This window comes from Rhodoplanes azumiensis (assembly GCF_042682915.1).
GTDB classification, from domain to species: domain Bacteria; phylum Pseudomonadota; class Alphaproteobacteria; order Rhizobiales; family Xanthobacteraceae; genus Rhodoplanes; species Rhodoplanes azumiensis.
In genome coordinates, this window is record NZ_JBHUIW010000011.1 from 76,214 (window position 1) to 100,087 (window position 23,874).

Consider the following 23,874-nt stretch of genomic DNA (forward strand, 5'->3'; position numbering starts at 1 on the left):
GACGGGGGTCGTGCACGCGGCGGCGGAGCCTCCCGACAACCGGCATTGCGGCAAAAGGTTTCAGGAGGGTCCACACCTCTCCCCGCGCGCGGAGAGAAGGACGTCAGCGCCCCGCGCGGCCGTAGCCCCGCTCGGTCTCTGCGCTCACCCCAAGATGCCCCGGACGATGTCGATCGCGCGGCGCAGCAGGGTCTCGGAGGCCTCGGCGGTGCGGAAGGCGGCGTGCGCCGTGATCGTCACGTTGTCGAGGCTCGCCAGCGGATGATCGGCCTTCAGCGGCTCGGCGTGGAACACGTCGAGGCCGGCGTGGCGGATGCGGCGGTTCCGCAGCGCGTCGATCAGCGCCGCCTCGTCGACGAGCGCGCCGCGCGCCGTGTTGACCAGGATCGCCCCCGGCTTCATCAGCGCGAGCTTCGTCGCATCGATGATCCCGCGGGTCTCGTCGTTGAGCACCAGATTCAGCGACACGACATCGGACGTGGACAAGAGCTCGTCGAGCCCGACCTGGGGGACGCCGGCCTCCGGCCGCGGCGTCCGGTTCCAGGCGACGACCTTCATGCCGATGCCGGCCGCGATGCGGGCGACCTCGCCGCCGATGCCGCCAAGGCCGACGACGCCGAGCGTCTTGCCGAGGAGCTGCATGCCCTCGAGCGGCGTCCAGGTGCCGGACCTCACGCTGCGGTCCATCAGTGCGACCGAGCGGGCGCAGGCGAACATCAGCGCGATCGTGTGCTCGGCGACCGCCGTGTCGCCGTAGCCCTTGATGGTGTGCACCGTGACGCCGAGATCCTTCAGCTCCGCGAGGCTCATGTAGCTGGCCGCGCCGGTGCCCAGAAACACGATGTGGCGGAGGTTCTTGCAGCGGGCGATCTCGGCCGTCGGCAGGTAGGAATGGTCGTCGAGGCAGATGGCGCAGCCGTCGAGCAGCGCGGGCAGGTCGGCGGAGCCGAACGGCGCCATGTTGACGGCGATCGGCGGGTCGTCGGGCCGATGTACGCGGGCGAACACGGGGGCGAGCTGCTGGTTGCAGTCGATGAACAGGGCTTTCATGCGGTCCGGATCGGGCTCGGGTGGGCGGAAGGGCTCCCCGGTCATAACCCGATCGCGCAATTTTTCGAAGGGGTTGGCACGACCCGGCCGGGATCGACGGCGGTCCGGGGAGGGCCCGGCCGGGGATATCCCGGGGGCTGCGGGACCGCGCCGCCTTGCGCCCGACCGGCGACGGGTGTTGTGTGCGGTCCGAGATTCGGGGGACGGGGCCATGCGCCTGGCGAGCTACATCACCCACGGCCGCTCCGGGTTCGGGGCGGTCGTCGGGACCGGGGTGGTCGACATGCGGCTGCGCATGGGGCCGCGCTTTCCGACGCTCCTCGACGTGCTGCGCGAGGGCGCGCTCGACGAACTGCGTGCCGGCGCCGCCGGGGTGCGTCCCGACTACCCGCTGAGCGAGGTCCGCTTCCTGCCGCCCGTGGTCGGGCCGGAGAAGATTCTCTGCGTCGGCGTCAACTACGCCGGGCGTTCGGACGAGTACCAGGATCCGGCGCACGACGCGAAGTACCCCAACCTGTTCTTCCGCGCCCCCGGATCCCTGACCGGTCACCTGGAGCCGCTGGTGCGGCCGCGCGAATCCGAGCAGCTCGACTACGAGGGCGAGATCGCCCTGGTGATCGGCAAGCGCGGCCGTCGCATCCCGGTCGAGGAGGCGCTCTCCCACGTCGCCGGCTACACGCTGTGCAACGAGGGCACGGTGCGCGACTGGCTGCGCCACGGTTCGCGCAACATCACACCGGGGAAGAATTTCGATGCGTCCGGCAGCCTCGGCCCGTGGATCGTCACGGCCGACGAGATCGATCCCGGCGTGCCGATGCGGCTCACCACCAGGGTGAACGGCGAGATGCGGCAGGACGCCACCACGGCGTCGATGATCTTCGGCTTCGCCGAGCTGATCGCCTATGCCAGCGTGTTCACGACGCTGGTGCCCGGAGACGTCATCGTCACCGGCACGCCCGTCGGCGCGGGCGCCCGCTTCGAGCCCCCGCGCTGGCTCGAGCCGGGCGACGTCGTCGAGGTCGCCGTGCCGGAGATCGGCGTTCTGCGTAACGAGGTCATCGACGAACCATGACGGATTCAGTGTCCGGCACGCGGGCCGCCTGCGTCATCGGCTGGCCCGCGGCGCATTCACGCTCGCCGCTCATCCATCGCCACTGGCTGTCGGTCTACGGCATCGCCGGCGACTATCGGGTCGAGGCCGTGCCGCCCGAGGACTTCGCCGCCTTCGTGAAGGATCTGGCCGGCCGCGGCTATGTCGGCGCCAACGTCACGCTGCCCCACAAGGAGGCGGCGCTGACGCTCGCGACGCCCGACGAGCGGGCCAAGAAGATCGGCGCCGCCAACACGCTGTGGCTCGACGGGACGAAGCTGCGCGCCACCAACACGGACGCCGAGGGCTTCATCGCCAATCTCGACGCCGCGGCGCCGAAATGGGACCGCGGGCTGGAGACCGCGCTGGTGCTCGGGGCCGGCGGCTCGGCCCGGGCCGTCGTCTACGGCCTCGTCGATCGTGGCGTGCCGCGCATCTATGTCGCGAACCGGACCCTCGGCCGGGCCGAGGAGCTGGGACGCCGCTTCGGCGCGGCGGTGCGGCCGATCCATTGGGACGAGGCGCGCGGTCTGTTCGGCGCGACGCAGCTCCTCGTCAACACCACGACGCTCGGCATGGTCGGCCAGCCGGCGCTGGAGATCGGGCTCGGCCGGCTGCCCGCCAACGCTGTGGTCGCCGATCTCGTCTATGCGCCGCTGGAGACCGCGCTGCTCGCCGCGGCGCGCGAGCGCGGCCTGCGCCGCGCCGACGGGCTCGGCATGCTGCTGCACCAGGCGGTGCGCGGCTTCGCCCTGTGGTTCGGCGTGACGCCGGAGGTGACGCCGGAGCTGCGCAAGCTCGTCGAGGCGGATCTCGCCGCCGCCGCGACCCTGGCCGCCAAGGCCGCCGGTGGGCCCGGGTAGTCACGCCATCGGCGCGCGAGCCTGGCCGCGATTCGGCCGGGTTGCACCGCCGAGTCCTTTCCGCCATCCTGACTCTCCGTCCCGAGCCCGGAGGAGTCGGCACATGGCCGCATCGGTGCGTGTCGGCCTTCTGGTCACGTGCCTGGTCGACCTCGTGCGTCCGTCGGTCGGGTTCGCGGCGGCGCGGCTGCTCGACGACGCCGGCTGCACGGTCGAGGTGCCGGCGCAGACCTGCTGCGGCCAACCGGCGTTCAATTCAGGGGATCGCGCGACGGCGCGACGACTCGCCGAGCAGGTGATCACGGCGTTCGAGCCGTTCGATTACGTGGTGGTGCCGTCCGGCTCCTGCTCCGGGCAGGTGCGACTGCACTACCCCGAGATCTTCCAGGGCGATCCCGCCTGGCAGCCGCGCGCCGACGCGATCGCCGCGAAGACGTTCGAGCTCACCCAGTTTCTGGTCGATGTCCGCGGCGTGTCGGGCGTCGCGGCACGCTTCTCCGGCCGCGCCACTTATCACGACTCCTGCTCGAGCCTGCGCGAGCTCGGCGTCCGGCTGCAGCCACGGAAGCTCTTGGGGAGCGTCGAGGGGCTCGATCTGATCGAGCTTTCCGACACCGAGGTCTGCTGCGGCTTCGGCGGCACCTTCTGCGTCAAGTACCCCGAGATCTCGGACCGCATGGTCGGCAAGAAGGCCGACGCCGTCGCGGCGACCGGGGCCGGCCTGCTGCTCGCCGGCGATCTCGGCTGCCTCCTCAACATCGCCGGCAAGCTGTCGCGCGACGGCCGCGGCGTCAGCGTCCGTCACGTCGCCGAGGTGCTGGCCGGTGAGGTCGACGTGCCGGCGATCGGCGTGGCGGCGCCGGTTCTCCCGTCGCCGACGGAGGCGAAGCCGTGAGCCGCGCTGTTTCCATTCGCAGGTCGTTTCGGGGCGCCGTACCCGGATCGGCGCTGTGCGCCGTCCGGGTACAGGCTCCGCGGCGAACCCGGAATCCAAACGGACGCGCCGAGCCCGGCGCCGGAGTCCGGATCGCCTCGCGGCGCGAGGCGCCCGGAATGACGAGACGTGATCACGAGGACGTCCGATGAGCCGCGCCGCGACGTCGGAAAAATTCGTCGCCAACGCCCGCCGGGCGCTCGCCGACGCGGACCTGCAGGGTGCGCTCGGCTTCGTCGAGACGACCTTCCCGGCGCGCCGGCGCGCCGTCGTCGAGGCGCTGCCCGAGTTCGACGCCCTGCGCGACTCCGCCCGCGACATCAAGGTCCACACGCTCGCTCATCTCGACCTCTATCTCGCGGCCTGGGAGGAGCGCGTCACGGCGCAGGGCGGACGGGTCCACTGGGCCGCGACCGCCGCGGACGCCAACGACATCGTGCTGAAGATCTGCCGCGACGCCGGCGCCCGCACCGTCACCAAGGGCAAGTCGATGGTGGGCGAGGAGATCGGCGTCAACGAGCATCTCGCCGCCGCCGGCATCGTGCCGGTCGAGACCGATCTCGGCGAGTACATCGTCCAGATCCGCGACGAGCTGCCCTCGCACATCATCATGCCGGCCGTGCATCTCAACCGGCATCAGATCGCCGCCGACTTTCGCCGCGTCCACACGGGTCTGCCGAAGGACCGCGACCTGAGCACGGCCCAGTCGCTTCTCACCGAGGCGCGGGCGACGCTGCGCAAGACGTTCCTGGCCGCCGATGTCGGCATCACGGGCGCCAACTTCCTGATCGCCGAGACCGGCTCGTCCGTGATCGTCACCAACGAGGGCAACGGCGACCTCACCTGCACGCTGCCGCGTGTCCACATCGTGCTCGCCTCGATCGAGAAGGTGATCCCGACGCTGGAGGATCTGGCGCAGCTGCTGCGCGTGCTGGCGCGATCGGCGACTGCCCAGGAGATGTCGGTCTACACGACGATCACGACCGGCCCGCGGCGCGCCGACGATCCCGACGGGCCGCACGAGTATCACGTCGTCGTGCTCGACAACGGCCGCTCGGCCATGCTGGCCGGCGAGTTCCGCGACATGCTCCGCTGCATCCGCTGCGGCGCCTGCATGAACCACTGCCCGGTTTATCACGCGGTCGGCGGCCACGCCTACGGCTTCGTCTATCCGGGGCCGATGGGTGCCGTGCTGACACCGAGCCTGCTCGGTGTCGACCGCGCCGGCGATCTGCCGAACGCCTCGACCTTCTGCGGTCGCTGCGAGCAGGTGTGCCCGGTCAAGATCCCGTTGCCGCGGCTGATGCGTCACTGGCGCGACCGGGATTTCGCGCGATCGCCGGCGTCCATCTCGCGCGCCGGTCTCGCGCTGTGGGGCTTCTTCGCCGCGCGGCCCCGGCTCTATCGCGTCACCACGGGACTCGGCACGCGGCTGCTCGCCCGGCTCGGCCGCGCCCGCGGACATTTTCGCTGGCTGCCGCTCGCCGGCGGCTTCACGGCGACCCGCGATATCGCCGCCCCGCAGGGCGCGACGTTCCAGCAGCAGTGGCGCGCGCGCGCCGGGCGCCGCTCCGATCGGCTACGGACCGTGCCGTCCGGCAATCCGCACGGTCGCGGCAGCGAGCCGCAAATCGCCGAGCCGCAAGTCGCCGATTCGCAAGTCGCCGAGACCGCGCCGGCGGAGCCGGCATCCGGCCGGCCGCGACCGCGTATCGTCGCCTCCGGACCGGAGGCGCGGCCGTGAGCGGACGTGATCACGTCCTCGGCGGCGTCCGCCGCGCGCTCGGCGTCACGGGCGAGGAGCCGTCACGCCGGAAGATCGTCGCCGACCGTCTCGCCGATCATCCGCGCGGCGTCATCCCGGCGCGCGGCCAGCTCCTTCCGGCGGCGCGCCTCGCACTGTTCCAGAAGCGCGTCGAGCTCGCCGCCGGCACGGTGGTGCGGGTGGCCGGCGCCGATGCGGTACCGGCCGCCGTCGCCGATTATCTCGCCGCTGCCGATCTGCCGCGGGCGATCCGCCACGGTGCCGACGCGCGGCTCGCAGCATTGCCCTGGGCGAGGGTGCCGGATCTCGCCGTGACGGTCGGCGCGTCCGCGGGCGACGACCTCGTCGGCGTGTCGCACGCCCATGCGGCGGTCGCCGAGACCGGCACACTGGTGCTTCTCTCCGGCCCCGACAACCCGACCACACTGAACTTCCTGCCGGACCATCACCTCGTCGTCGTCGACGCCGCGACCGTCGCGGGCGACCTCGAGACCGTGCTGGCCGGGCTGCGGGAGACCCGCGGGGCAGGGGGATGGCCCGGCGGGTTGCCGCGCAGCGTGCACCTCGTCACCGGGCCGTCGCGCACCGCCGACATCGAGCAGACCCTGATCCTCGGCGCCCACGGCCCGCGCCGCCTGCACGTGGTCCTGGTCGGCGACGTCTGACCCGTCGCGCCGCACCATGAAACCACGCGGGCGGCCCGGCGTTGTCGTGCCGTCGCGGCGCGTGTCCGCCTTCGTTTCCAAGGAGAGTCCGATGTCCGACGCCAAGAAGAAGCATGTCGTCGATCCCGCGCGGCGCCCGAATCCGCCGCTCGGCAAGTCGAAGGAGGCGCTGGACAAGACGCTCGACGAGGCGCTGGAGGAGAGCTTTCCGGGCTCCGACCCGGTCTCGATCGCCCAGCCGGCCCCCAGTCCGCAGGACAAGGACGCGGATTAGGAGCCGGGCGGCTAGCCCGTTCACGATAAGATAATTTTCTTAAAGCGCGGTCCGCCCCGAGGCCGTAATATGCGCCCGACCCGGCCGCGCGTTTTCCGCGCGGCCGCACGATTCTACGACCGGGGGGCATATGGCTCGGAAATACTTCGGCACCGACGGAATCCGCGGGCGTGCCAACGGCGTCATCACGGCGGATCTGGCGTTGCGGGTGGGGCAGGCGACCGGCCTCGTGTTCCGACGCGGCGAGCATCGCCATCGCGTCGTCATCGGCAAGGACACCCGTCTCTCCGGCTACATGATCGAGACCGCCATGGTGGCCGGCTTCACCTCGGTCGGCTTCGACGTGCTGCTGCTCGGCCCGATGCCGACCCCGGCCGTGGCGATGCTGACGCGCTCGATGCGGGCCGATCTCGGCGTGATGATCTCGGCCTCGCACAACCCGTTCGACGACAACGGCATCAAGCTGTTCGGTCCGGACGGCTTCAAGCTCTCCGACGAGGACGAGCTCGAGATCGAGGCGATGATCGACGCCGATCTCACCAAGAAGTTCGCCAAGTCGGCGGCGCTCGGCCGCGCCAAGCGTATCGAGGGCGTGCACGACCGCTACATCGAGTTCGCCAAGCGCACGCTGCCGCGTGCCATGTCGCTCGACGGCCTGCGCGTCGTCGTCGACTGCGCCAACGGGGCGGCCTACCGGGTGGTGCCGGAGGCGCTGTGGGAGCTCGGCGCCGAGGTGATCTCGATCGGCGTCGATCCGGACGGTCTCAACATCAACCGCGAATGCGGCTCCACCTCGCCGCAGGCCCTCAAGGCGAAGGTGCGCGAGCTGCGCGCCGATGTCGGCATCGCGCTCGACGGCGACGCCGACCGCGTCGTGATGGTGGACGAGCAGGGTCATCTGATCGACGGCGACCAGCTCCTCGCCGTGATCGCCGAGAGCTGGCTGGAGGACGGCCGCCTCGCCAAGCCCGGCGTCGTCTCGACCGTGATGAGCAATCTCGGGCTCGAGCGGCATCTCGCCGCCAAGGGCCTGTCGCTGGTGCGCACCGCGGTCGGCGACCGCTACGTGCTCGAGCAGATGCGCGAGCAGGGCTACAATGTCGGCGGCGAGCCGTCCGGCCACATCATCCTGTCCGATTATGCGACCACGGGCGACGGCTTCGTCGCCGCCCTGCAGGTGCTCGCCTGCGTCAAGAAGCTCGACCAGCCCATGTCGGCGGTGTGCCGGCGCTTCGAGCCGCTGCCGCAGGTGACCAAGAACGTCCGCTACGCCAAGGGCACGGCCGGGCGTCCGACCGAGCACGAGAAGGTCAAGGGCGCCATCGCCGACGCCGAGACGCGGCTCAACGGCCACGGCCGGCTGATCGTGCGGCCCTCCGGCACCGAGCCGGTGATCCGGGTCACCGGCGAGGGTGACGACGCCGAGCTGATCGAGGCCGTGGTCGACGACATCGTCGGCGCCATCACCGAGGTCTCGGCGGGCTGAGGCTCGGCGCGCCGATCTGCCGACCTGTCCCCTGTGTCGTCGGGGGCCGAACCGGCGCCCCTGTGGCCGGTCCTGGCCCCCTCCACGGCAGCCTCGCCGGGAGCGGGCAAGGACCGAGCCGGTCCCTCGGACCGAGCATGGCGTGCCGTGTCCGGGGCGCGCAGCCACGCGCCGGGGCGTTCCCTGACGGCAACGTCGTCGCTCGGAGCGGTCGTCTTACGGACAGGATGTCACTCGAAGATGCGGTCGCCCTGCAGGTCGACGATCTGGCGGGCCTTGGCGAGCGTGAAGCTCGTCGCGTCGTCGAGTGCGGCGTGGCTGTCGGCGCGGATGAAGCGGTGCTCCTTGCGAACCCCGCCGATCTCCTTCTCGATCACGCCGGCGGTCTGGTACTGGCCGTTGTTCGGGAACGGCTCGGCCCGGATCGTGTACCCCTTGTACTCGACCGCCTCGCTGCGTGGGACAGTCGCGGGCGCGGACGGGCGCCCGCCGAACAGGGATTTCCAGAACGACATCGCGATCACCGGAGCAGAAACACCGACACGACCTTAGCCCGCGGACGGTGCCGCGGCAAACCGCGCCGCACGGCGCGGCCGTGGCGGGCGTCGGCGACCGGGCGGGGCCGCGTCAGTGGGTGCGCCGGGTCAGTGGGTGCGCCGGGTCAGCGGGTGCGCCGCGTCAGTGTGCGCGCCGCGTCAGTGCGCGCGCCGAGTCCTGGCCTCGATCTCGAGCTGCTCGGCACGCCCCGTCGCGTTGCGCAGCGAGCCGTCCATGGCAAGAATCACGGCGAGCCAGGCGGTCACGAAGTTGGTGAAGAACAGCGCCAGGAACGTGATCAGGCCGGCCGTCACCGAGACGTACATCTCGACATAGTAGCTGATGCCGGCGGCGATCGCGGCGCCGATCAGGACGAACACGACATACAGGACCAGCGCCTTCATGGACGGTCTCCGGGCAGGATCGAGGACGAGCGTTCGGGGGCGGAACGGGGATGCCAGAACCGGCCGGGCAGCACGGCGGCAGCCGGGTCCGAGCTTACACGGGGCTTACGTCTGCCTCAACGGCAAACCCGATCGCAAGCGTGCCGCGGCACAGCCATGCATGCGGCGGTGCGGCAGAAAAAGCCGGCTTCTGCCGCAGCGCAGCGCGACCCCGGCACGCCCGGCTCACACCGCGAACTCGAGGCTGACACAGCAGCCGGCGGCTGCCCCGGCCGGCGCCGGATAGACGACCTCGGAGCCGAGCCCGCGCGCCATCGCGGCGACGATGCGGCTGCCCATGCCGGTGCCCTTGGCCGGCCCCTCGCCGCGCCAGCCGACGCCGTCGTCCTCGACCCGCAGCGCCGCCCGGCCGTCGTCGAGCGCATCGACGCGCACCCGGATCTCGCCGCCGCGATCAACCGGATAGGCATACTTGAAGGCGTTGGTGACCAGCTCGGTCACGATCACGCCGATCGACACCGCCTTGTCGGTCGGCACCCGCAGCGGCGCGGCGGCGAGCCGGACCGTGGCGGCGTGACCGGACGCCTTCATGGTCGCCTCGAGGTCGCCGAGCAGGGCGCCGAGATACTCGGAAATCTCCACCGAGCGGACGTCGCCGGACGTGTACAGGCGGCGATGCACGCCGGCGATCGCCATGATGCGGGCCTGCATCTCGCGCAGCGCCGCCTGGGCGGCCGGATCGCTGATCTCCTTGGCCTGCATGTGGACGAGGGCGGCGACCAGCGCGAGCGAGTTGGCGACGCGGTGGTTGACCTCGTGCAGCAGCACCTCGGCACGCTCCTTGGCCTCACGCATCTCGCGCTCGGCGCGGTCGCGCGCGGCGGCGAGCCGGGCCTTCTCCAGCGCCTGGTCGATGGCGCTCTCGAGCAGGGCCATGAACTCCTCGCCGACGCTTTTCGAGACGTAGTCGGCGGCGCCGGCCTTGAGGGCCGCGACCGCGACCGAGGTCTCGCCTGAGGCCGTGACATAGACGACGGGGGGCGCCGCCGGCAGCTCCTTCAGCTGGGCCAGCATGTCGAGCCCGGTGCCGGTCGGCAGGAAGTGGTCGAGCACGATCACCTGGATGCCGCCGCGCGCGAGCCGCGTGAAGCCTTCCTCGGCGGTGGTCACCCGCTCGACCGCGTAGCCGCGCCGGCCGAGCGCCTTCTGCACCAGGCGCGCGAGGCCGGGATCGTCGTCGACATGCAGCACCGTGACGGGCGAGTTGGGCATGGATCAGTCGGTTTCCGGAACCTGCATCACGGCGAAGAAGAGGCCGAGTTGGCGGATCGCGTTGGCGAAGCCGTCGTAGTTGACGGGCTTGGTGATGTACACGTTGGCGCCGAGGTCGTAGCAGCGCTGAATTTCTCGCGCGTCGTCCGTGGTGGTGAGAACCACGACGGGCGAGCGCCGCGTGTGCGGGTTGGACTTCAGTCGCTCCAGGATGTCGATGCCGGTCATGTCCGGCAGGTTGAGGTCGAGCAGCACGAGGAGCTGACGCCCGGCGCTGACCTCCCCCGAGCCGTCCGGCCCGAGCAGGAAGTCGAGCGCGTCGGTGCCGTTGGTGAACGGCAGGATCTCGTTGTTGACGCCGGCGCGCCGGATGTTCTTCTCGATGAGGCGGGCATGCCCCTCGTCGTCCTCGATCATCACGATCCGGACCGGCCTCGCGTTCTGGTTCACGTCCGTTCACTCCCGACGGCACGCGCGACCTGGCGGAGGTCGCGCGGCAGGTTGATCTTCATAGTGGTGCCGCGCCCGACCTCGGAGGCGAGCGTGATGTCGCCGCCGAGATTGCGCACCATGGCGCGGACATGGGCGAGGCCGATGCCCTCGCCGGGCTGATCCTGTGCGCCGGAGCGGCGGAACAGATCGAACACGCGCTCGTGGTCTTGAGGCGCGATGCCGCGGCCGTTGTCCTCGACCTCGACGACGATGCGTTGGCCCGGTTCCGGCGTCGCCCGGATTCGGATGTGGATCGGGCGGTCGGGGCTGCGATACTTGACGGCGTTGTCGAGCAGGTTGCCGAACACCTGCTCGAGCGCCAGCCGGTCGGAGACCACGGACGGCAGGCCGGGCGACAGCGTCACCTCGCCGCCGGCCTCGACGACCTGATGGCGGATGCTCTCCGCCGCGGTCTCCAGCAGTGCACCGAGCTCGATGCGTTCCGGCCGCAGCGTGCGGCGTCCCTCGCGGGAGAGCTTCAGGATGGCGTTGATCAGCCCGTCCATCTTGCGGGTCGAGGAGCGGATGAAGCCGAGCGCCTCCGGCGCGTCCTCGGTCGCCGCGATCCGCGCCTCGGCGGCGACCGGGTCGTCGTCGGGTACGCCGGTCTTCTCGATCCAGCCGCGGATGGCGCCGAGGCTCCCCTCCAGCTCGCTGGTGAAGCCCATGATGTTGACGAGCGGCGCCCGCAGGTCGTGGGTGACGATGTAGGCGAATCGCTGGATCTCGTCGTTGGCGCGGCCGAGATCGGCGGTGCGCTCGGCGACCCGCTGCTCCAGGCTGGCGTTGAGAGCCCGCACCTCCTCCTGCGCCGCGACGAGCTGGCGCGTGTAGGCGATCGCCATCCAGGCGGCGCCGCCGACCACGGCGACGATGGCGAGGGCGCCCAGGATGGTGATCCAGTACAGGGTCGAGATGGTCTTGGACTGGTGGGACACGGCCTCCGCGATGCGCCCCTCGGCGTCGCCGATGAGCATCGCGAGGATGGCGCGCGCCTCGTCCATCAGCTCGCGGCCGCGGTCGGTCCGCACGATGGCGACCGCCTCGTCGCGGCGGCCGGCGCGCACCAGATCGATGGTCTCCTCCATCTCCGTGAGCTTGGCCGAGACGATCTCGGACAGGCGGGCGATCGGTGCCGCGACCGTCGGTTCGGAAGCGAGACGCCGACGCACCAGGTCGATCTGGTCGACGAGGCCGCGGCGCGCCCGCTCGTAAGGGCCGAGATAGGGATCGTCGGTGGTGAGCAGATAGCCGCGTTGTCCGGTCTCGGCGTCCTGCATCAGGCTGCGCAGGTCGGCGAGCGCGGCGCGCTGCTGGCGCACCTTGACCGACAGGTCGGAATAGACGCGCGTGTCGGCCACCAGCCACAGCGTGGTGACCACGATGGCGAGCAGCGCCGCCAGCCCGACCAGCAAGGCGGCGACGGTCGAGCGGATCAGGGCGAGCTTCGAGATCGGCATGCGGGAGTTTTCGGCCGTCCGGCGCCGCCGAGACGGCAATCCGGCTCATATAGGGTGCTCTCCGCGGCTCGCCAGCCCGCGCCGGCAAAGGTCCGGCGCCGCGCCGGATTCGCCTGCGTGACGAGCACGTTAACGCTATCCATGTACCGCCGTCAGAGGAGCGGGAGGTCGCGCAGCCGCAGATCGAGCGTCGGGGCGAAGCCGAGCCGCAGCGGCTCGTCCGGGTCGACCGTGACCTTCTCGCGAAACCCCTCCGGTTCGGGGCTGGGGTGGACGTGGGCGACGAGCCCGTCGGTCTCGATGACCCAGACCTCCCGAATTCCGAACGCCGCATAGAGTCGGGCCTTGCGACCGAGGTCGTAGACGAGGCGCGAGTCCGATATCTCGACGGCGGCCAACGCCGTCTCGGCCGAGAGATTTTCCAGCCCGTCGGCGCGGCGGAAGAAGACGAAGTCCGGCTCCAGGAACGTGTCGGGATCGAGCCGGAAGGTGGTCTCCTGAGCGACAGCGAGATCCTCGGGCAGGCGCGGCACCCAATACAATGCGAGATCGACCTTGATCCGCTCGTGGCGGAGCCCCTTCGGCGACATCGGCACCACCTCCCCGCCGATCAGCTCGAAGCGCTCGTCCTCGGCGATGACGCCGGCCTTCACCATCGCCTCGATCTCGGCGACGCTCCAGCGCCGGCGCATCAGGCCTTCGGCGGCCTGCGTCGTCAGGGGCGGATCGGGGGGGCGGAGAACCTCGTTCATGAGGACCATGCTGGCACGACGGGCGTCGGCCCGGAACGTCGCGCGCCACGCGCCGGCCACGGTGCCGCATCGCAGGCCTCACTCGGTCAGGCGCTCGGCGAACAGGTGCATGGTCTTGCGGTAGATGACCGAGCGGTTCCACTCGCGCATCACCTCGAAGTTCTGCGTGCCCTCGCCGAACGGCGCGCCGGGCTGCCAGCCGTTGACCTTCAGGAGATTGGCCGTCGAGGCGAGCACGTCCGGCACGCTGTGGCGCAGGTCGACATGGCCGTTGCCGTCGTAGTCGACGCCGTATTTGATGTAGGAGGACGGCAGGAACTGGGTCTGGCCGAGCTCGCCCGCGAAGGCGCCGATCATGTCGCGCAGCGGCAGGTCGCCGCGCTGGAGGATCTTCAGCGCGGCGATCAGCTCGCCCTGGAACAGCTCGGTGCGGCGGCAGTCGTGCGCCAGCGTCGCGATGGTGCGGATCACCGGCAGCTTACCCATGTCGCCGGTGCCGTTGTCGCTCTCCAGCGTCCAGATCGCCATCAGGAGCTCCTTGGGCACGCCGAACTGGCGCTCGACGCGGCCGAGGAGCGCCGCGTGCTTCTGCATCAGCGCCCGGGCGCGCTTGATACGGGCCGGGATGACGCGGGTCGCGGCGTATTCCTCGAAGCTCTTCTTGAAGGTGTAGCGTTGGCGGCGATCGAAGGCGAGGACGGCCGGATCGGGCGTGACGCCGGCGAAGGCTTGCTCGATCACGGCGCGCGAGACGCCCTGCGCCTGTGCCTCGCGCGCCATCGCGGCCAGGAACGTGTCGAAGTCGCCGCCGCACGGGGCGGCGCGAGCGGGTGCCACGGCGACGAGACTCGCCAGGAGGAGACCGGAGAACGCGACGAGACAGGCGCGTGCGCCGCGGCGCACGAAAGATTTCGCAAAGGCCATTCCGGTCCCCGTGTCGATCGATGTCGGGGCGAGAGTGGCACGCGGGTGCGGCGGGGAAAAGGCGGGTTCGACGGGCAGTTTGCGACGCCGTGGCGCCCTTCCCGTGCACCGGCGTCGCGACAGATCCGCGGACCGCCCGGCTGCCCGGGGCGGGACGATGTTTTATGGTGCGGTCGGGACGACGGCACGCCGCCGCCACCCGCGATGCGTCTCGAGCAACGGAGCCACCATGCCGAAGGGCTACTGGGTCACCACCTATCGTTCGATCAAGGATCCCGCCAAGGTCGCCGCCTATGCGGCGCTCGCCGGCCCGGTGATGACCGAGCACGGCTGCCGCTATCTGTGCCGTGGCCCGGCCGCCGTCGCCCACGAGCAGGGCGTCAAGGAGCGCGTCGTCGTCGGCGAGTTCCCGAGCCTCGCGGCCGCGATCGCCTGCCACGACAGCCCCGGCTACCAGAAGGCGCTCGAGGTGCTGGCCGACGGCGCCGTGCGCGACATGCGCTTCGTCGAAGGCGTGGAGTGACGCGACACGACGTGAAAGGCGCGGCGTGAGCCGCACGGCCCGCCGCATCGGGCGATCACGCGCCCGATGCGCGGCGGGCCGAAGCGCCACGGGCCGGCGGAGACCGGCCGCTCAGCTGGTCGGCCCCGGGCCCGCCCGGCCGTTCAGGGCCGCGGCGGCGAGGGCCGCGGCGGCGAGGGCCGCGGTGGCGAGGGCCGCGGTGGCGCGCTGCGACAGGTCGGCGAACAGCGGCATCGCCGCCTTGCCGGCCGGTCGCGGCTGATCGAACATCGGCAGCACGTGACGCAGCGCCGCCTTCACGTCGATCCCGAGTCCCAGCGGGAACTCCGGATTGGTGGTGTGCCAGGCGCGCGGCACCGGGTGGTCGGCTTCCAGGTCGGGGCGCGAGTTCGACGCGCCGAACCAGTCCCACTGACCGATCACGTCGAGAACCTGCCGGAACGGTGGCGGCAGGCCGCTCTTGCCGCTGACCGTGACGATGCGGAGGCGGCGGGCGCGCGCCGCGGTCGTCGCCTGCGGGTCGGGGTCGGTGGCCGCCGCATGCAGCCACCACGGTGTCGGCCGTCTGCCGCAGTTCCGAACCCCGTCCCGTCATCCGTCGGGGGCTCGCGCAGCGAGCTCCGACGGCTGCGGCCCGAACCGTCGCCCTTCAGGCGCCGGCGGATCGGGCGAGATCCGGTTCCTCGCCGGCCGAATGGCCGTTCGAGAGCGGCCGAGCGGTTCAGTGCATCTCCATCGCGGCGGGCGCGTGGACGGGCACCTGCGGATAAGCGTGCGGGTAAGCTTGCGGATGAGCATGCTGATAAGCATGCGGATGGGCGTGGCCATGCGCCAGGCCGACATTCTCGCCGCAGTCGGGCGAGCAATAGTGGTGCCCGCGGGTGTCGAAGAAGACCGGCACCGCGACCGGGGTGCCGCAGGTTCGGCAGGTGGTGGCGTGCCGATGGCGGGTGTCGTCGTCGCGCATGGAGTTTCCCCTTCCGCTTCTTGCCAGGCGCCGCGGCGGCAGCGGCGCCATTGTCACGCGCCTGTCACGACACGGGACGGATTGGGCAAAAGGTGCCACAACTGCAGCGCTGATACTAATTAAATTTCCTGAAGAGTGGCTTCACAGGGCCTTAAATTGCGTTCGCGTGACAGTCTTGTCACAGCCCGCGGCGCGCCCGGACGTGCGACCGCTCTCGGGCTGGCGTCGCCGACGGGGTCGCCGGCCGCCCGGTCAGCCCCCGAAAGCGGCGAGCGCGGCGGCGAGCTCGGGATGGGCGGCGGCGCGCTCCTCGACCGGCACGCCGGCCGCGATCGCGTCCCAGGCTTGGCGCAGGCTCGCCGCCCCCGCCGCCGGTCCCATCGGGTGGCCGAACACGCCGCGCCCTGGCACGAAGCCGAAATCGACTCCACCGACCTTCGAAAAAACCCGTTCGAGCGTCGCGGCCGAGTCGCTGCCGCCCGGCACCGGGAGGCTCGTGAGGATGTCGCCCATCGGCTCCAGGCAGGCCCGGATGCAGTCCTGCACCTCCGCCTCCGGCGTCATCATGCGCGGCCCGAAGCCCGGCATGATCACCGCATCGAAGCCGGCGAGGCGTTGCAGCCGCGTCAGCACGCGCGCGTGGATGCCGTACCAGGGCAGCCTTGCGAACGAGGCGATGAAGGGGAAATGCGCGATCAGCGGCACGCTCGCATGGGCGCGCAGCATCCGCACCGCCGAGAGCCCGACCGGCATCGCGTTGATCAGCACGGCGCCGGCGCCGCGCGCCACCGCGAGGTCGTGCAGCGGGATCAGCCGGTCGACCTCGTCGGTGATGTTGGCGAGATACAGCTTCGGCGCGCCGGTCTCCGCGCTCGCGCGGCGGGCGGCGTCGCCGAGCAGGGCGGCGCGCTCGGCGAGCGGGCACCACGGCGCGTCGGCCAGCATCTCGTCGTCCTTGGCGATGTCGAGCCCGCCCGCCATCGCCTGGTATCCGATCTCGGCGAAGGGCTCGGCCGGCAGCCCGATGTTGGGCTTGATGACGCCGAAGAAGATCGGCCGGTCGTAGGCCCGCAACAGACCGCGAAGCCCGGCGATGCCGAAGCGTGGCCCTTCGAAGGCGGCCAGGAGCGACACCGGGAAGCGGATGTCGAGGAAACGGATCAGCGGGATCCGCGGCACGAAGAACACGCCCTCGCCACACACGGCGGACAGCAGGTTCGGCAGCCGCGGCCCGAAATTGCCGTGCGGATGCGCGAGCGTCACCCGCACGTGATGGACGTCGGTCGCCGGAACGCCGTCCACCGGCACGCTGAAGGTTTCACGCGGCGTGGCGTCCAGATCCACCACCTTGGCGGCGAAGCGCGGGCGGAAATCCTCGTCGACGCCGACGCGGCGCCACTGCGCCGTCGATTGCTCGCTGGCGAGATGCGCGGCCGCCTCGCGTGGATCGCCGGCGCATTCGAAGGCGAAGTCGAGCTCGACGTAGAGCTCGGGATCGAGATCCTGCCGGCGGGCGAAGAAGCCCACGATGTCGTCCGCGTTCACTCACGCCCCCGAGGATTTTTCCGCGCCCATGGCTTGCAGCTCGATCGCGCGGCGCTCGCGCGGCCCGTCGAGCTCGACGAAGAAGATCGCCTGCCAGTCGCCCAGCACCGGCTTGCCGTCGGCGACCGGAATGCTCTCGGTCGAGCTCATGAACAGGCCGAGCAGATGCGAATGGGCGTTGTCGCGGCCGTCGACCGTGTCGAGATTGTGCAAGTAGTCGCCGTCACGCGGCACCAGGCGCTTCAGGAACGTCACCATGTCGCGCTGGAGCCGCTCCTCGCGCTCGTTGATGTTGAGCCGCGCCGTGGTGTGGAGCGTCGTCACGGTGAGCAGGCCGTCGACGACGCCGGTGCCGGCGAGCCAGTCGCGCACCTGCGGCGTGAGGTCGATGATCTCGATCGGCGCCGTGGTGGCGACCGTGATCCTGTGCTTGACGATACGCATCGGGGTCTTCCGTGCGGCGCGCCCGAGGCGCGGCGAGGCCGCGGGCCGAAGGACGGGGCGCAATCCCCGGACGCCCCTGTCTATCGCGCGGGGCGCAGCGAGGCAAACCCTCCCGGTCGGGTCGGACGCCCGGCCGGGCCCGCGAAACGCCCGCTCCCGCCGGCGGCGCGTCCGCAGCGTGCCGTTTCAGCTCGCCTTCAGAACGCTCACCAGCACGGCCGCGAAGATCGCGCTGGTGATGACGCCCGAGATGCTGGCGCCGAGCGCGTGCGGCAGGACGATCGCGTTCTTGTTGGCCTCCGTCACCACCTTCTGGGCCACCTTGGCCGTGGTCGGCACGCAGGACACGGCGGCGATGCCGATCACCGGATTGTACTTGCCGCCCGACAGCCAATACAGCACGTAGCCGCCGGCGAGGCCGCCGAGCGCCGAGAAGGTGAGCGCGACGATGCCGAGCACCAGGAGGATCAGAACCTTGGGATTGAGGATGGTGCTCGCCTCGCACAGCACGCCGAGCACCAGGCCGAGGAAGAAGGTCGCACCGTAGAGAATTTGATTGGAGAACAGGTCGTAGAAATAGGAGAGCCCGCTCTCGCGCACGATGACGCCGAGAAACAGCGACAGGAAGAGCGGTGCAGCGACCGGGAACAGCAACGACAGGAGCAGGCAAGCGACCACGGCGAACACCATCTTCTCGCTCGCCGTGATCGGTCGCTTGGTGTCGGGCGGCATCGCGATGGCGCGCAAGTGCTTCGGAACCACCAGCTTGATCAGGTACGGATAGCCGCCATAGGTGAGGCCGAGATACAGATAGCCGACCACCGTGATGGGGACGAAGATCTCGGGCGCGAGAATCAGCGACGTGAACAGCACCATCGGGCCGTCGGCGCCGCCGATGGTCGCGGTCGCGGCGGCCTGCTTGTCGGTCAGCCCCATCAGCACGCCGAGCGGGAAGGCGACCAGGGTGCCGAGCTCGCCGCAGACGGCGAGGAACATCGAGCGGAACGGCCGCTGCATCACGTAGCCGACGTCGAGCAGCGTGCCGATGCCGAGGAACACCAGGCAGGCGATCAGCCCGTTGGAGAACGCGAAGGTGTAGATCGGCTGCAGCCAGTCGACCTGGAGCTGGGTCATCACCTCGTCGGTGCCGCTGGCGAGCGGATCGAGGAACAGCGTTCCGGTCTTGCCGCCCGGTAGGAACAGCACGGCGGCGTTGACGGTCGCCATGCCGAGACCCATCGGGATCATCAGCAGGGCCTCGAGGACGCCCCGCTGGCCGAGATAGATCAGCAGCACGCCGAGCGCCATCAGGGCGATGCGGCCGATCAGGATGGTGGGCTCCGCGCTGACCAGCGTGGCGATGCCCTGGAACAGGTCGAGAAAGGCGATGTCGGGCATGCCGTGGTGCTCTGCTGGACTCGGACGGGTTGCGTGACGGTCGGCGGCTCGCGCCGGCTTCGGGTCAGCGATGAGGGCTGTGCCCGCCGTGATGGCGCGCGCGGACCTCGCTGATCCAGTTCGCGCTGCGCTTCTGCTCGGCCAGATAGACGATGCGGTGCGGCGTCGTCACCACATGGGCGGCGGCGGCGATGACGGCGGCGACGATGTCCGATTCCTCCTCGCCCACGGGCTTCGGCATCGGCACGGTCAGCTGTGGCGCGACGACCGGCGCCTTCGGCCGGGAGCGGGCCAGCAGGAGCACGATGCCGCGGATGATGACGGCGCAGATGGCCGCCAGCACGGCCATCAGCACGAACGAGAACAGGCCCTTGCCGAGCGCCGAGAGGGCGAGGTGTCCCATGAGCATACTCCGTCGCAGGCCGCAGGTGCGCCGATGCACATGCGGTCCAGGCCCGTTTCACGGTCGCGATTCGGGCAGAGTGTGCGATGCGGCAGGCCGCGCGGCAACCGCTTTTACGGGATGCCGTCATGTCCGGACGGACACGGGGTGCGGCGCGAAAGGCGGCACCGGCATGAGACAATGTCGCAGGCGAGCGCCGGCCGGTGCGGTCGGAGCTGGCGTGACAGCGGTATGACGCCGGGCCGAACGGCGCGATCGCCGGCCGGGCGGACGGGCCCTCTCGCGCGTCGCGAGAGGGCCCGCAGTCGTGCGGCCGTCGGCTCGGCCGTTTCAGTGCGCGACCGCGCCGGCGGCACCGAAGCCGGTCTGCGCGCGGACATACTGGTCCTCGAAGGCCGCTTTCTCGGCCGCCGCCTGCCGACTGCGGTCGAGCATCGACACGACGATGGTGACCAGGAACGCGAGCGGCATCGAGAACAGGGCCGGCTGGTCGTAGGGCACGATCGGCTTGGCGAAGCCGAGCACCTGCACCCAGACGAGCTTGGACAGCACCACCAGCACCACCGCGCAGACGAGCCCGGTGTAGCCGCCGATCACGGCGCCGCGCGTCGTCAGCCCCCGCCAGTACATCGACAGGATCAGGACCGGGAAATTCGCCGAGGCGGCGATGCCGAAGGCCAGCCCGACCATGAAGGCGACGTTCATCCTCTCGAACAGGATGCCGAGCGTGATGGCGACGAGGCCGAGCCCGATCGAGGCGAACTTGGAGACGCGCAGCTCCGCCTGCTCGGTCGCCTTGCCCTTCATGATCACGCGGGCGTAGAGATCGTGGCCGATCGCCGAGGCGCCGGCGAGCGCCAGGCCCGACACCACGGCCAGGATGGTGGCGAAGGCGACCGCCGCCAGGAAGCCGAGCAGCAGATCGCCGCCGACCGCGTTGGCGAGGTGCATCACCACCATGTTGCCGCCGCCGATGATCTTGCCGCCGATCTGCCCGCCCTCGAAATAGGCCGGGTTGGTGCCGACGATGACGATGGCGCAGAGTCCCATCAGGAAGATCACGTTGAAGAAGTAGCCGACGAAGCCGGACGCATAGAGCACCGATTTTCGCGCGGCCTTGGCGTCCGACACGGTGAAGAACCGCATGAGAATATGCGGCAGGCCGGCGGTGCCGAACATCAGGCCGATGCCGAGCGACACGGCGTTGACCGGGTCGGCGAGCAGCGCTCCGGGCTGGAACAGCTTGAAGCCGAGCTTGTGGATCGACGTCGCCTCGTTCACCACGGTGGCGTAGCTGAAGCCGAAGCGACTCATCGCCAGCACCATCACCAGGGTGCCGCCGACCAGCAGCATGCAGGCCTTGATGATCTGGACCCAGGTGGTGGCGACCATGCCGCCGAAGGTGACGTAGACCATCATCAGGCCGCCGACGATGAACAGCGCGTAGACGTAGTCGAGCCCGAACAGGAGCTTGATGAGCTGGCCGGCACCCACCATCTGGGCGACCAGATAGAAGCACACGACGGTGAGCGACGACACCGCCGCCATGGTGCGCACCCGGCCCTGATCGAGCCGGTAGGACGTGATGTCGGCGAACGTGTAGCGGCCGAGATTGCGCAGCCGCTCGGCCATCAGGAACAGGATGATGGGCCAGCCGACGAAGAAGGCGATCATGTAGATGTAGCCGTCGTAGCCGGTCGTGTAGACCATGGCCGTGAGGCCGAGCAGCGTCGCCGCCGACATGTAGTCGCCGGCGATCGCGAGGCCGTTCTGAAGCCCCGTGATGCCGCCGCCCGCCGTGTAGAAGTGCGCCGCCGAGCGGGTGCGCTTGGCGGCCCAGTAGGTGATGCCGAGCGTCAGGCTCACGAAGGCGACGAACATGACGATGGCGTGCCAGTTGGTCGCCTGCTTGGCGGCCTCGCCGACCGCCGGGCCGGCGGCGAGCGCCGGACCGGCGAGCGACGCCGCGAGGGTGCCGAGAGCCGCGCCGGCGGCGCGATGCGCAGTGGCGCGGATCGTCGACATTTCCGTCGTCGGTGTGCGGGTCATCGGCGTGCTCCTCCCGAAGCCTCGCGGGGCCGCTCGTGCACGACCGCGACGACCGTCTCGGCGGCGAGCGCCTCCTTGGTGGCGGTCTCGCGGCTCGCGGCCACCTCGGCGGCGACGGCGTCCTGGACGACCTCGCTGGTGAGCGTGTCGTAGGTGGTGTTCGCCTTGCTCACGTAGAGCGCGGTGAGCAGCCAGAAGAAGACGAACTGGAACAGGCCTGCCGCGATCCCGACCGACAGGGTCGAGCCCGGGGCGACCCGGCTGCCGATCACGCCGGGCGCGAACGCGATGGTCAGCACCAGGGCGTAGAACAGCACGAGGACGATGCTCGCCAGCGTCCAGGCGAGCCGGCCGCGGCTCTCGACGAGCTGCCGGAACTTCGGATTGGCGCGGATGCGCGCATAGACGGCCTCACTCATGGCGGTCCCTCCTCATGGCGTCCTCTCTGGAGCGTCCTCGTTGCACTCGTGACTCACGACGTTTCCCCTCCGGCCCGTGGCGGGCCGCCGTCCTGGGCCGGCACGCGGTCTGGGCCGGCACGCGGCCCGGGCCGACACGCGACCCTCTCGCCGATGTGCGACATCGCAGCCGCGACGGGGTCGCGGCCGGGCATGTCGGGTCTGGTCCGGGTGCCGCCGCCGCGACCTGATCACGTCGGCGAAGCGAGTCCCGGAGCTGGCTTTCGGCAGTGGGCGGAGCCGCACCGGCGGTCCGCATGTCCGGCGACCGGGCCGGCAGTCCGATGCGAGCGGATCGGCAAGCAATGGTTGCGATCGGATCAGATCGCGGACCCACCCGCTTTGCGTTTTGTCATGGGAGGACGACGGCGGAGGCAGACTTTCGCAGGGGGCGCGGCGGCACTTGTTTTGCACATCGGCACAAGCGGACCGCAGCGACCTGTCCACATCGTCGCGGATGCGTAAAAAAAAACGGGCCCGCGGAGCGGGCCCGTCGGATCGTCGTCGGGGCAGGGAAGGCTCAGAACCGCAGGGCGCGGGCCTGCTGGACGTTCTGGATCTTGCCGACTTTGTCGAGGACGTCGGCCGGCACCTCGCCGTCGACCTCGACCAGCGCGATGGCGTTGCCGCCGGGCGCGTCGCGGCCGAGCGCGAAGGTCGCGATGTTGATGCCGGCCTCGCCGAGCAGCGAGGCGAAGCGGCCGATGAAGCCGGGCGCATCGTCGTTGGTCACGTAGAGCATCGACTTGCCGAACTCGGCGTCGACCCGGATGCCCTTGATGTTGACGATGCGCGGCCGGCCGTCGGCGAACACGGTGCCGCTGACCGAGCGGGTGCGCCGCTCGGTCACGACCGTGACGGTGATCAGGCTCTCGTAATCGCCCTCGTGCTCGCGGGTGACCTCCTCGACCACGATGCCGCGCTCCTTGGCCATCACCGGGGCCGAGACGAAGTTGACGTCCTGCAGCATCGGGCGCAGGAGGCCGGCGATCGCCGCCGAGGTCAGCGCCTTGGTGTTCATGGTGGCGACCTCGCCCTCGTAGGTGATCTGCACCTTGGTGAGACCGGTCTCGGTGAGCTGGCCGGCGAACGAGCCGAGCTTCTCGGCGAGATCGACCATCGGCTTCAGGCGCGGGGCTTCCTCGGCCGTGATGCTCGGGAAGTTCACGGCGTTGGAGATGGCGCCCTGGAGCAGGTAGTCGGACATCTGCTCGGCGACCTGCAGGGCGACGTTCTCCTGCGCCTCGGTCGTCGAGGCGCCGAGATGCGGCGTGCAGATCACGTTCGGATGGCCGAACAGCACGTTGGTGGTCGCCGGCTCCTCGGTGAACACGTCGAAGGCGGCGCCGGCGACGTGGCCCGAATCGAGCGCGGCGCGCAACGCCGCCTCGTCGACGAGGCCGCCGCGGGCGCAGTTGACGATACGCACGCCTTTCTTCATCGAAGCGATGGCCTCGGCCGAGATGATGTTCTTGGTCTTCTCGGTGAGCGGCGTGTGCAGCGTGATGAAGTCGGCGCGGCGAAACAGCTCCGGCAGCTCGACCTTCTCGACGCCGAGCGTCACGGCGCGCTCCGGCGACAGGAACGGATCGAACGCGATCACCTTCATCTTCAGGCCGTGCGCGCGGTCGGCGACGATCGAGCCGATGTTGCCGCAGCCGATCACGCCGAGCGTCTTGCCCGTGATCTCGACGCCCATGAAGCGGTTCTTCTCCCACTTGCCGGCCTGGGTCGAGGCGTCGGCCTGCGGGATCTCGCGGGCCAGCGCCAGCATCATGGTGATGGCGTGCTCGGCCGTGGTGATCGAGTTGCCGAAGGGCGTGTTCATCACGATGATGCCCTTGGCGGTCGCGGCCGGGATGTCGACATTGTCCACGCCGATGCCGGCGCGGCCGATCACCTTCAGCTTCTTCGCCTGCTCGATGATCTTCGGCGTCACCTTGGTGGCGGAGCGGATGGCGAGGCCGTCGTAGTCGCCGATGATCGCGGCGAGCTTGTCCTTGTCCTTGCCGAGAGCCGGCTGGAAGTCGACCTCGATGCCGCGATCCTTGAAGATCTGCACGGCGGCGGGAGACAGCGCGTCGGAGATGAGAACGCGAGGAGCCATTTTGGAAGCATC

The 23,874-nt window shown here is 70.4% G+C and carries 25 protein-coding genes; 8 read left to right on the plus strand and 17 right to left on the minus strand.

Annotation, left to right across the window (positions count from 1 at the left end; translation table 11 throughout):
• Window positions 1-144: 144 nt before the first annotated feature.
• Window positions 145-1,050, minus strand: coding sequence for an NAD(P)-dependent oxidoreductase (locus tag ACFSOX_RS11365; RefSeq protein WP_378477928.1), 906 nt, complete (start codon window positions 1,048-1,050; stop codon window positions 145-147).
• 211 nt (window positions 1,051-1,261) lie between these two features.
• Between ACFSOX_RS11365 and ACFSOX_RS11370 the strand changes: the two genes are divergently transcribed.
• The 7 genes from ACFSOX_RS11370 to glmM all read left to right on the plus strand — a co-directional run bounded on the left by ACFSOX_RS11370 (window position 1,262) and on the right by glmM (window position 8,127).
• Entirely contained in the window at window positions 1,262-2,122 is an 861-nt protein-coding gene (locus tag ACFSOX_RS11370; protein ID WP_378477929.1) for a fumarylacetoacetate hydrolase family protein, read from the plus strand.
• A complete protein-coding gene (locus tag ACFSOX_RS11375; RefSeq protein WP_378477930.1) occupies window positions 2,119-3,003 on the plus strand; it encodes a shikimate dehydrogenase in 885 nt (294 codons plus the stop codon). Before ACFSOX_RS11370 ends, ACFSOX_RS11375 begins: the two co-directional genes overlap by 4 nt.
• A 103-nt stretch (window positions 3,004-3,106) precedes the next feature.
• Window positions 3,107-3,898: a (Fe-S)-binding protein gene (locus tag ACFSOX_RS11380; protein ID WP_378477931.1), complete on the plus strand. Its 792-nt coding sequence runs from the start codon at window positions 3,107-3,109 to the stop codon at window positions 3,896-3,898.
• Window positions 3,899-4,085: 187 nt separating this feature from the next.
• Window positions 4,086-5,681, plus strand: coding sequence for a lactate utilization protein B (locus ACFSOX_RS11385; protein ID WP_378477932.1), 1,596 nt, complete (start codon window positions 4,086-4,088; stop codon window positions 5,679-5,681).
• Complete coding sequence (locus ACFSOX_RS11390; protein ID WP_378477933.1) at window positions 5,678-6,367, plus strand: LutC/YkgG family protein; 690 nt, start codon at window positions 5,678-5,680, stop codon at window positions 6,365-6,367. The genes ACFSOX_RS11385 and ACFSOX_RS11390 overlap by 4 nt, the downstream gene beginning before the upstream one ends.
• A gap of 91 nt (window positions 6,368-6,458) precedes the next feature.
• Window positions 6,459-6,641 carry a hypothetical protein gene (locus ACFSOX_RS11395; RefSeq protein WP_378477934.1) on the plus strand — a complete coding sequence of 61 codons (183 nt, stop codon included), beginning with the start codon at window positions 6,459-6,461 and terminating at the stop codon, window positions 6,639-6,641.
• Window positions 6,642-6,771: 130 nt separating this feature from the next.
• The gene (gene glmM / locus ACFSOX_RS11400) at window positions 6,772-8,127 is read left to right on the plus strand and encodes a phosphoglucosamine mutase (RefSeq protein WP_378477935.1); all 1,356 of its coding nucleotides are present in this window, start codon (window positions 6,772-6,774) and stop codon (window positions 8,125-8,127) included.
• A 230-nt stretch (window positions 8,128-8,357) separates the two neighbouring features.
• Here glmM and ACFSOX_RS11405 read toward each other — a convergent pair whose 3' ends face one another.
• The 7 genes from ACFSOX_RS11405 to ACFSOX_RS11435 form a co-directional block, all read right to left on the minus strand.
• Complete coding sequence (locus ACFSOX_RS11405; protein ID WP_378477936.1) at window positions 8,358-8,642, minus strand: HlyU family transcriptional regulator; 285 nt, start codon at window positions 8,640-8,642, stop codon at window positions 8,358-8,360.
• 180 nt (window positions 8,643-8,822) lie between these two features.
• Entirely contained in the window at window positions 8,823-9,068 is a 246-nt protein-coding gene (locus ACFSOX_RS11410) for a hypothetical protein (protein WP_378477937.1), read from the minus strand.
• Window positions 9,069-9,293: 225 nt separating this feature from the next.
• Complete coding sequence (locus ACFSOX_RS11415; RefSeq protein ID WP_378477938.1) at window positions 9,294-10,340, minus strand: histidine kinase dimerization/phosphoacceptor domain -containing protein; 1,047 nt, start codon at window positions 10,338-10,340, stop codon at window positions 9,294-9,296.
• Between the two features lie 3 nt (window positions 10,341-10,343).
• Window positions 10,344-10,757: a response regulator gene (locus ACFSOX_RS11420; RefSeq protein ID WP_378477998.1), complete on the minus strand. Its 414-nt coding sequence runs from the start codon at window positions 10,755-10,757 to the stop codon at window positions 10,344-10,346.
• 29 nt (window positions 10,758-10,786) lie between these two features.
• Entirely contained in the window at window positions 10,787-12,292 is a 1,506-nt protein-coding gene (locus ACFSOX_RS11425) for a sensor histidine kinase (RefSeq protein ID WP_378477939.1), read from the minus strand.
• Window positions 12,293-12,444: 152 nt separating this feature from the next.
• The gene (locus ACFSOX_RS11430) at window positions 12,445-13,044 is read right to left on the minus strand and encodes a Uma2 family endonuclease (protein WP_378477940.1); all 600 of its coding nucleotides are present in this window, start codon (window positions 13,042-13,044) and stop codon (window positions 12,445-12,447) included.
• A 78-nt stretch (window positions 13,045-13,122) separates the two neighbouring features.
• Entirely contained in the window at window positions 13,123-13,968 is an 846-nt protein-coding gene (locus ACFSOX_RS11435; RefSeq protein ID WP_378477941.1) for a lytic murein transglycosylase, read from the minus strand.
• Between the two features lie 229 nt (window positions 13,969-14,197).
• Here ACFSOX_RS11435 and ACFSOX_RS11440 point away from each other — a divergent pair, with 229 nt between their 5' ends.
• Window positions 14,198-14,491 (plus strand): DUF1330 domain-containing protein, encoded by a 294-nt coding sequence (locus tag ACFSOX_RS11440; RefSeq protein ID WP_378477942.1) that lies wholly within the window; start codon window positions 14,198-14,200, stop codon window positions 14,489-14,491.
• Between the two features lie 111 nt (window positions 14,492-14,602).
• Here ACFSOX_RS11440 and ACFSOX_RS11445 read toward each other — a convergent pair whose 3' ends face one another.
• The 9 genes from ACFSOX_RS11445 to serA form a co-directional block, all read right to left on the minus strand.
• Complete coding sequence (locus ACFSOX_RS11445; protein ID WP_378477943.1) at window positions 14,603-14,914, minus strand: hypothetical protein; 312 nt, start codon at window positions 14,912-14,914, stop codon at window positions 14,603-14,605.
• Between the two features lie 298 nt (window positions 14,915-15,212).
• Entirely contained in the window at window positions 15,213-15,458 is a 246-nt protein-coding gene (locus tag ACFSOX_RS11450) for a hypothetical protein (protein ID WP_378477944.1), read from the minus strand.
• A 252-nt stretch (window positions 15,459-15,710) separates the two neighbouring features.
• Window positions 15,711-17,003: a RuBisCO large subunit C-terminal-like domain-containing protein gene (locus tag ACFSOX_RS11455; RefSeq protein WP_378477945.1), complete on the minus strand. Its 1,293-nt coding sequence runs from the start codon at window positions 17,001-17,003 to the stop codon at window positions 15,711-15,713.
• Window positions 17,004-17,447, minus strand: a complete 444-nt coding sequence (locus tag ACFSOX_RS11460) for a secondary thiamine-phosphate synthase enzyme YjbQ (protein WP_378477946.1) — start codon at window positions 17,445-17,447, stop codon at window positions 17,004-17,006.
• A 186-nt stretch (window positions 17,448-17,633) separates the two neighbouring features.
• Window positions 17,634-18,845: a sodium ion-translocating decarboxylase subunit beta gene (locus ACFSOX_RS11465; RefSeq protein WP_378477947.1), complete on the minus strand. Its 1,212-nt coding sequence runs from the start codon at window positions 18,843-18,845 to the stop codon at window positions 17,634-17,636.
• A gap of 64 nt (window positions 18,846-18,909) precedes the next feature.
• Complete coding sequence (locus ACFSOX_RS11470) at window positions 18,910-19,248, minus strand: hypothetical protein (protein ID WP_378477948.1); 339 nt, start codon at window positions 19,246-19,248, stop codon at window positions 18,910-18,912.
• Window positions 19,249-19,578: 330 nt separating this feature from the next.
• Window positions 19,579-21,273 carry a cation acetate symporter gene (locus ACFSOX_RS11475; RefSeq protein WP_378477999.1) on the minus strand — a complete coding sequence of 565 codons (1,695 nt, stop codon included), beginning with the start codon at window positions 21,271-21,273 and terminating at the stop codon, window positions 19,579-19,581.
• Between the two features lie 20 nt (window positions 21,274-21,293).
• Complete coding sequence (locus ACFSOX_RS11480; protein ID WP_378477949.1) at window positions 21,294-21,716, minus strand: DUF485 domain-containing protein; 423 nt, start codon at window positions 21,714-21,716, stop codon at window positions 21,294-21,296.
• 559 nt (window positions 21,717-22,275) lie between these two features.
• Complete coding sequence (gene serA / locus ACFSOX_RS11485) at window positions 22,276-23,862, minus strand: phosphoglycerate dehydrogenase (protein ID WP_378477950.1); 1,587 nt, start codon at window positions 23,860-23,862, stop codon at window positions 22,276-22,278.
• Between the last annotated feature and the right edge of the window lie 12 nt (window positions 23,863-23,874).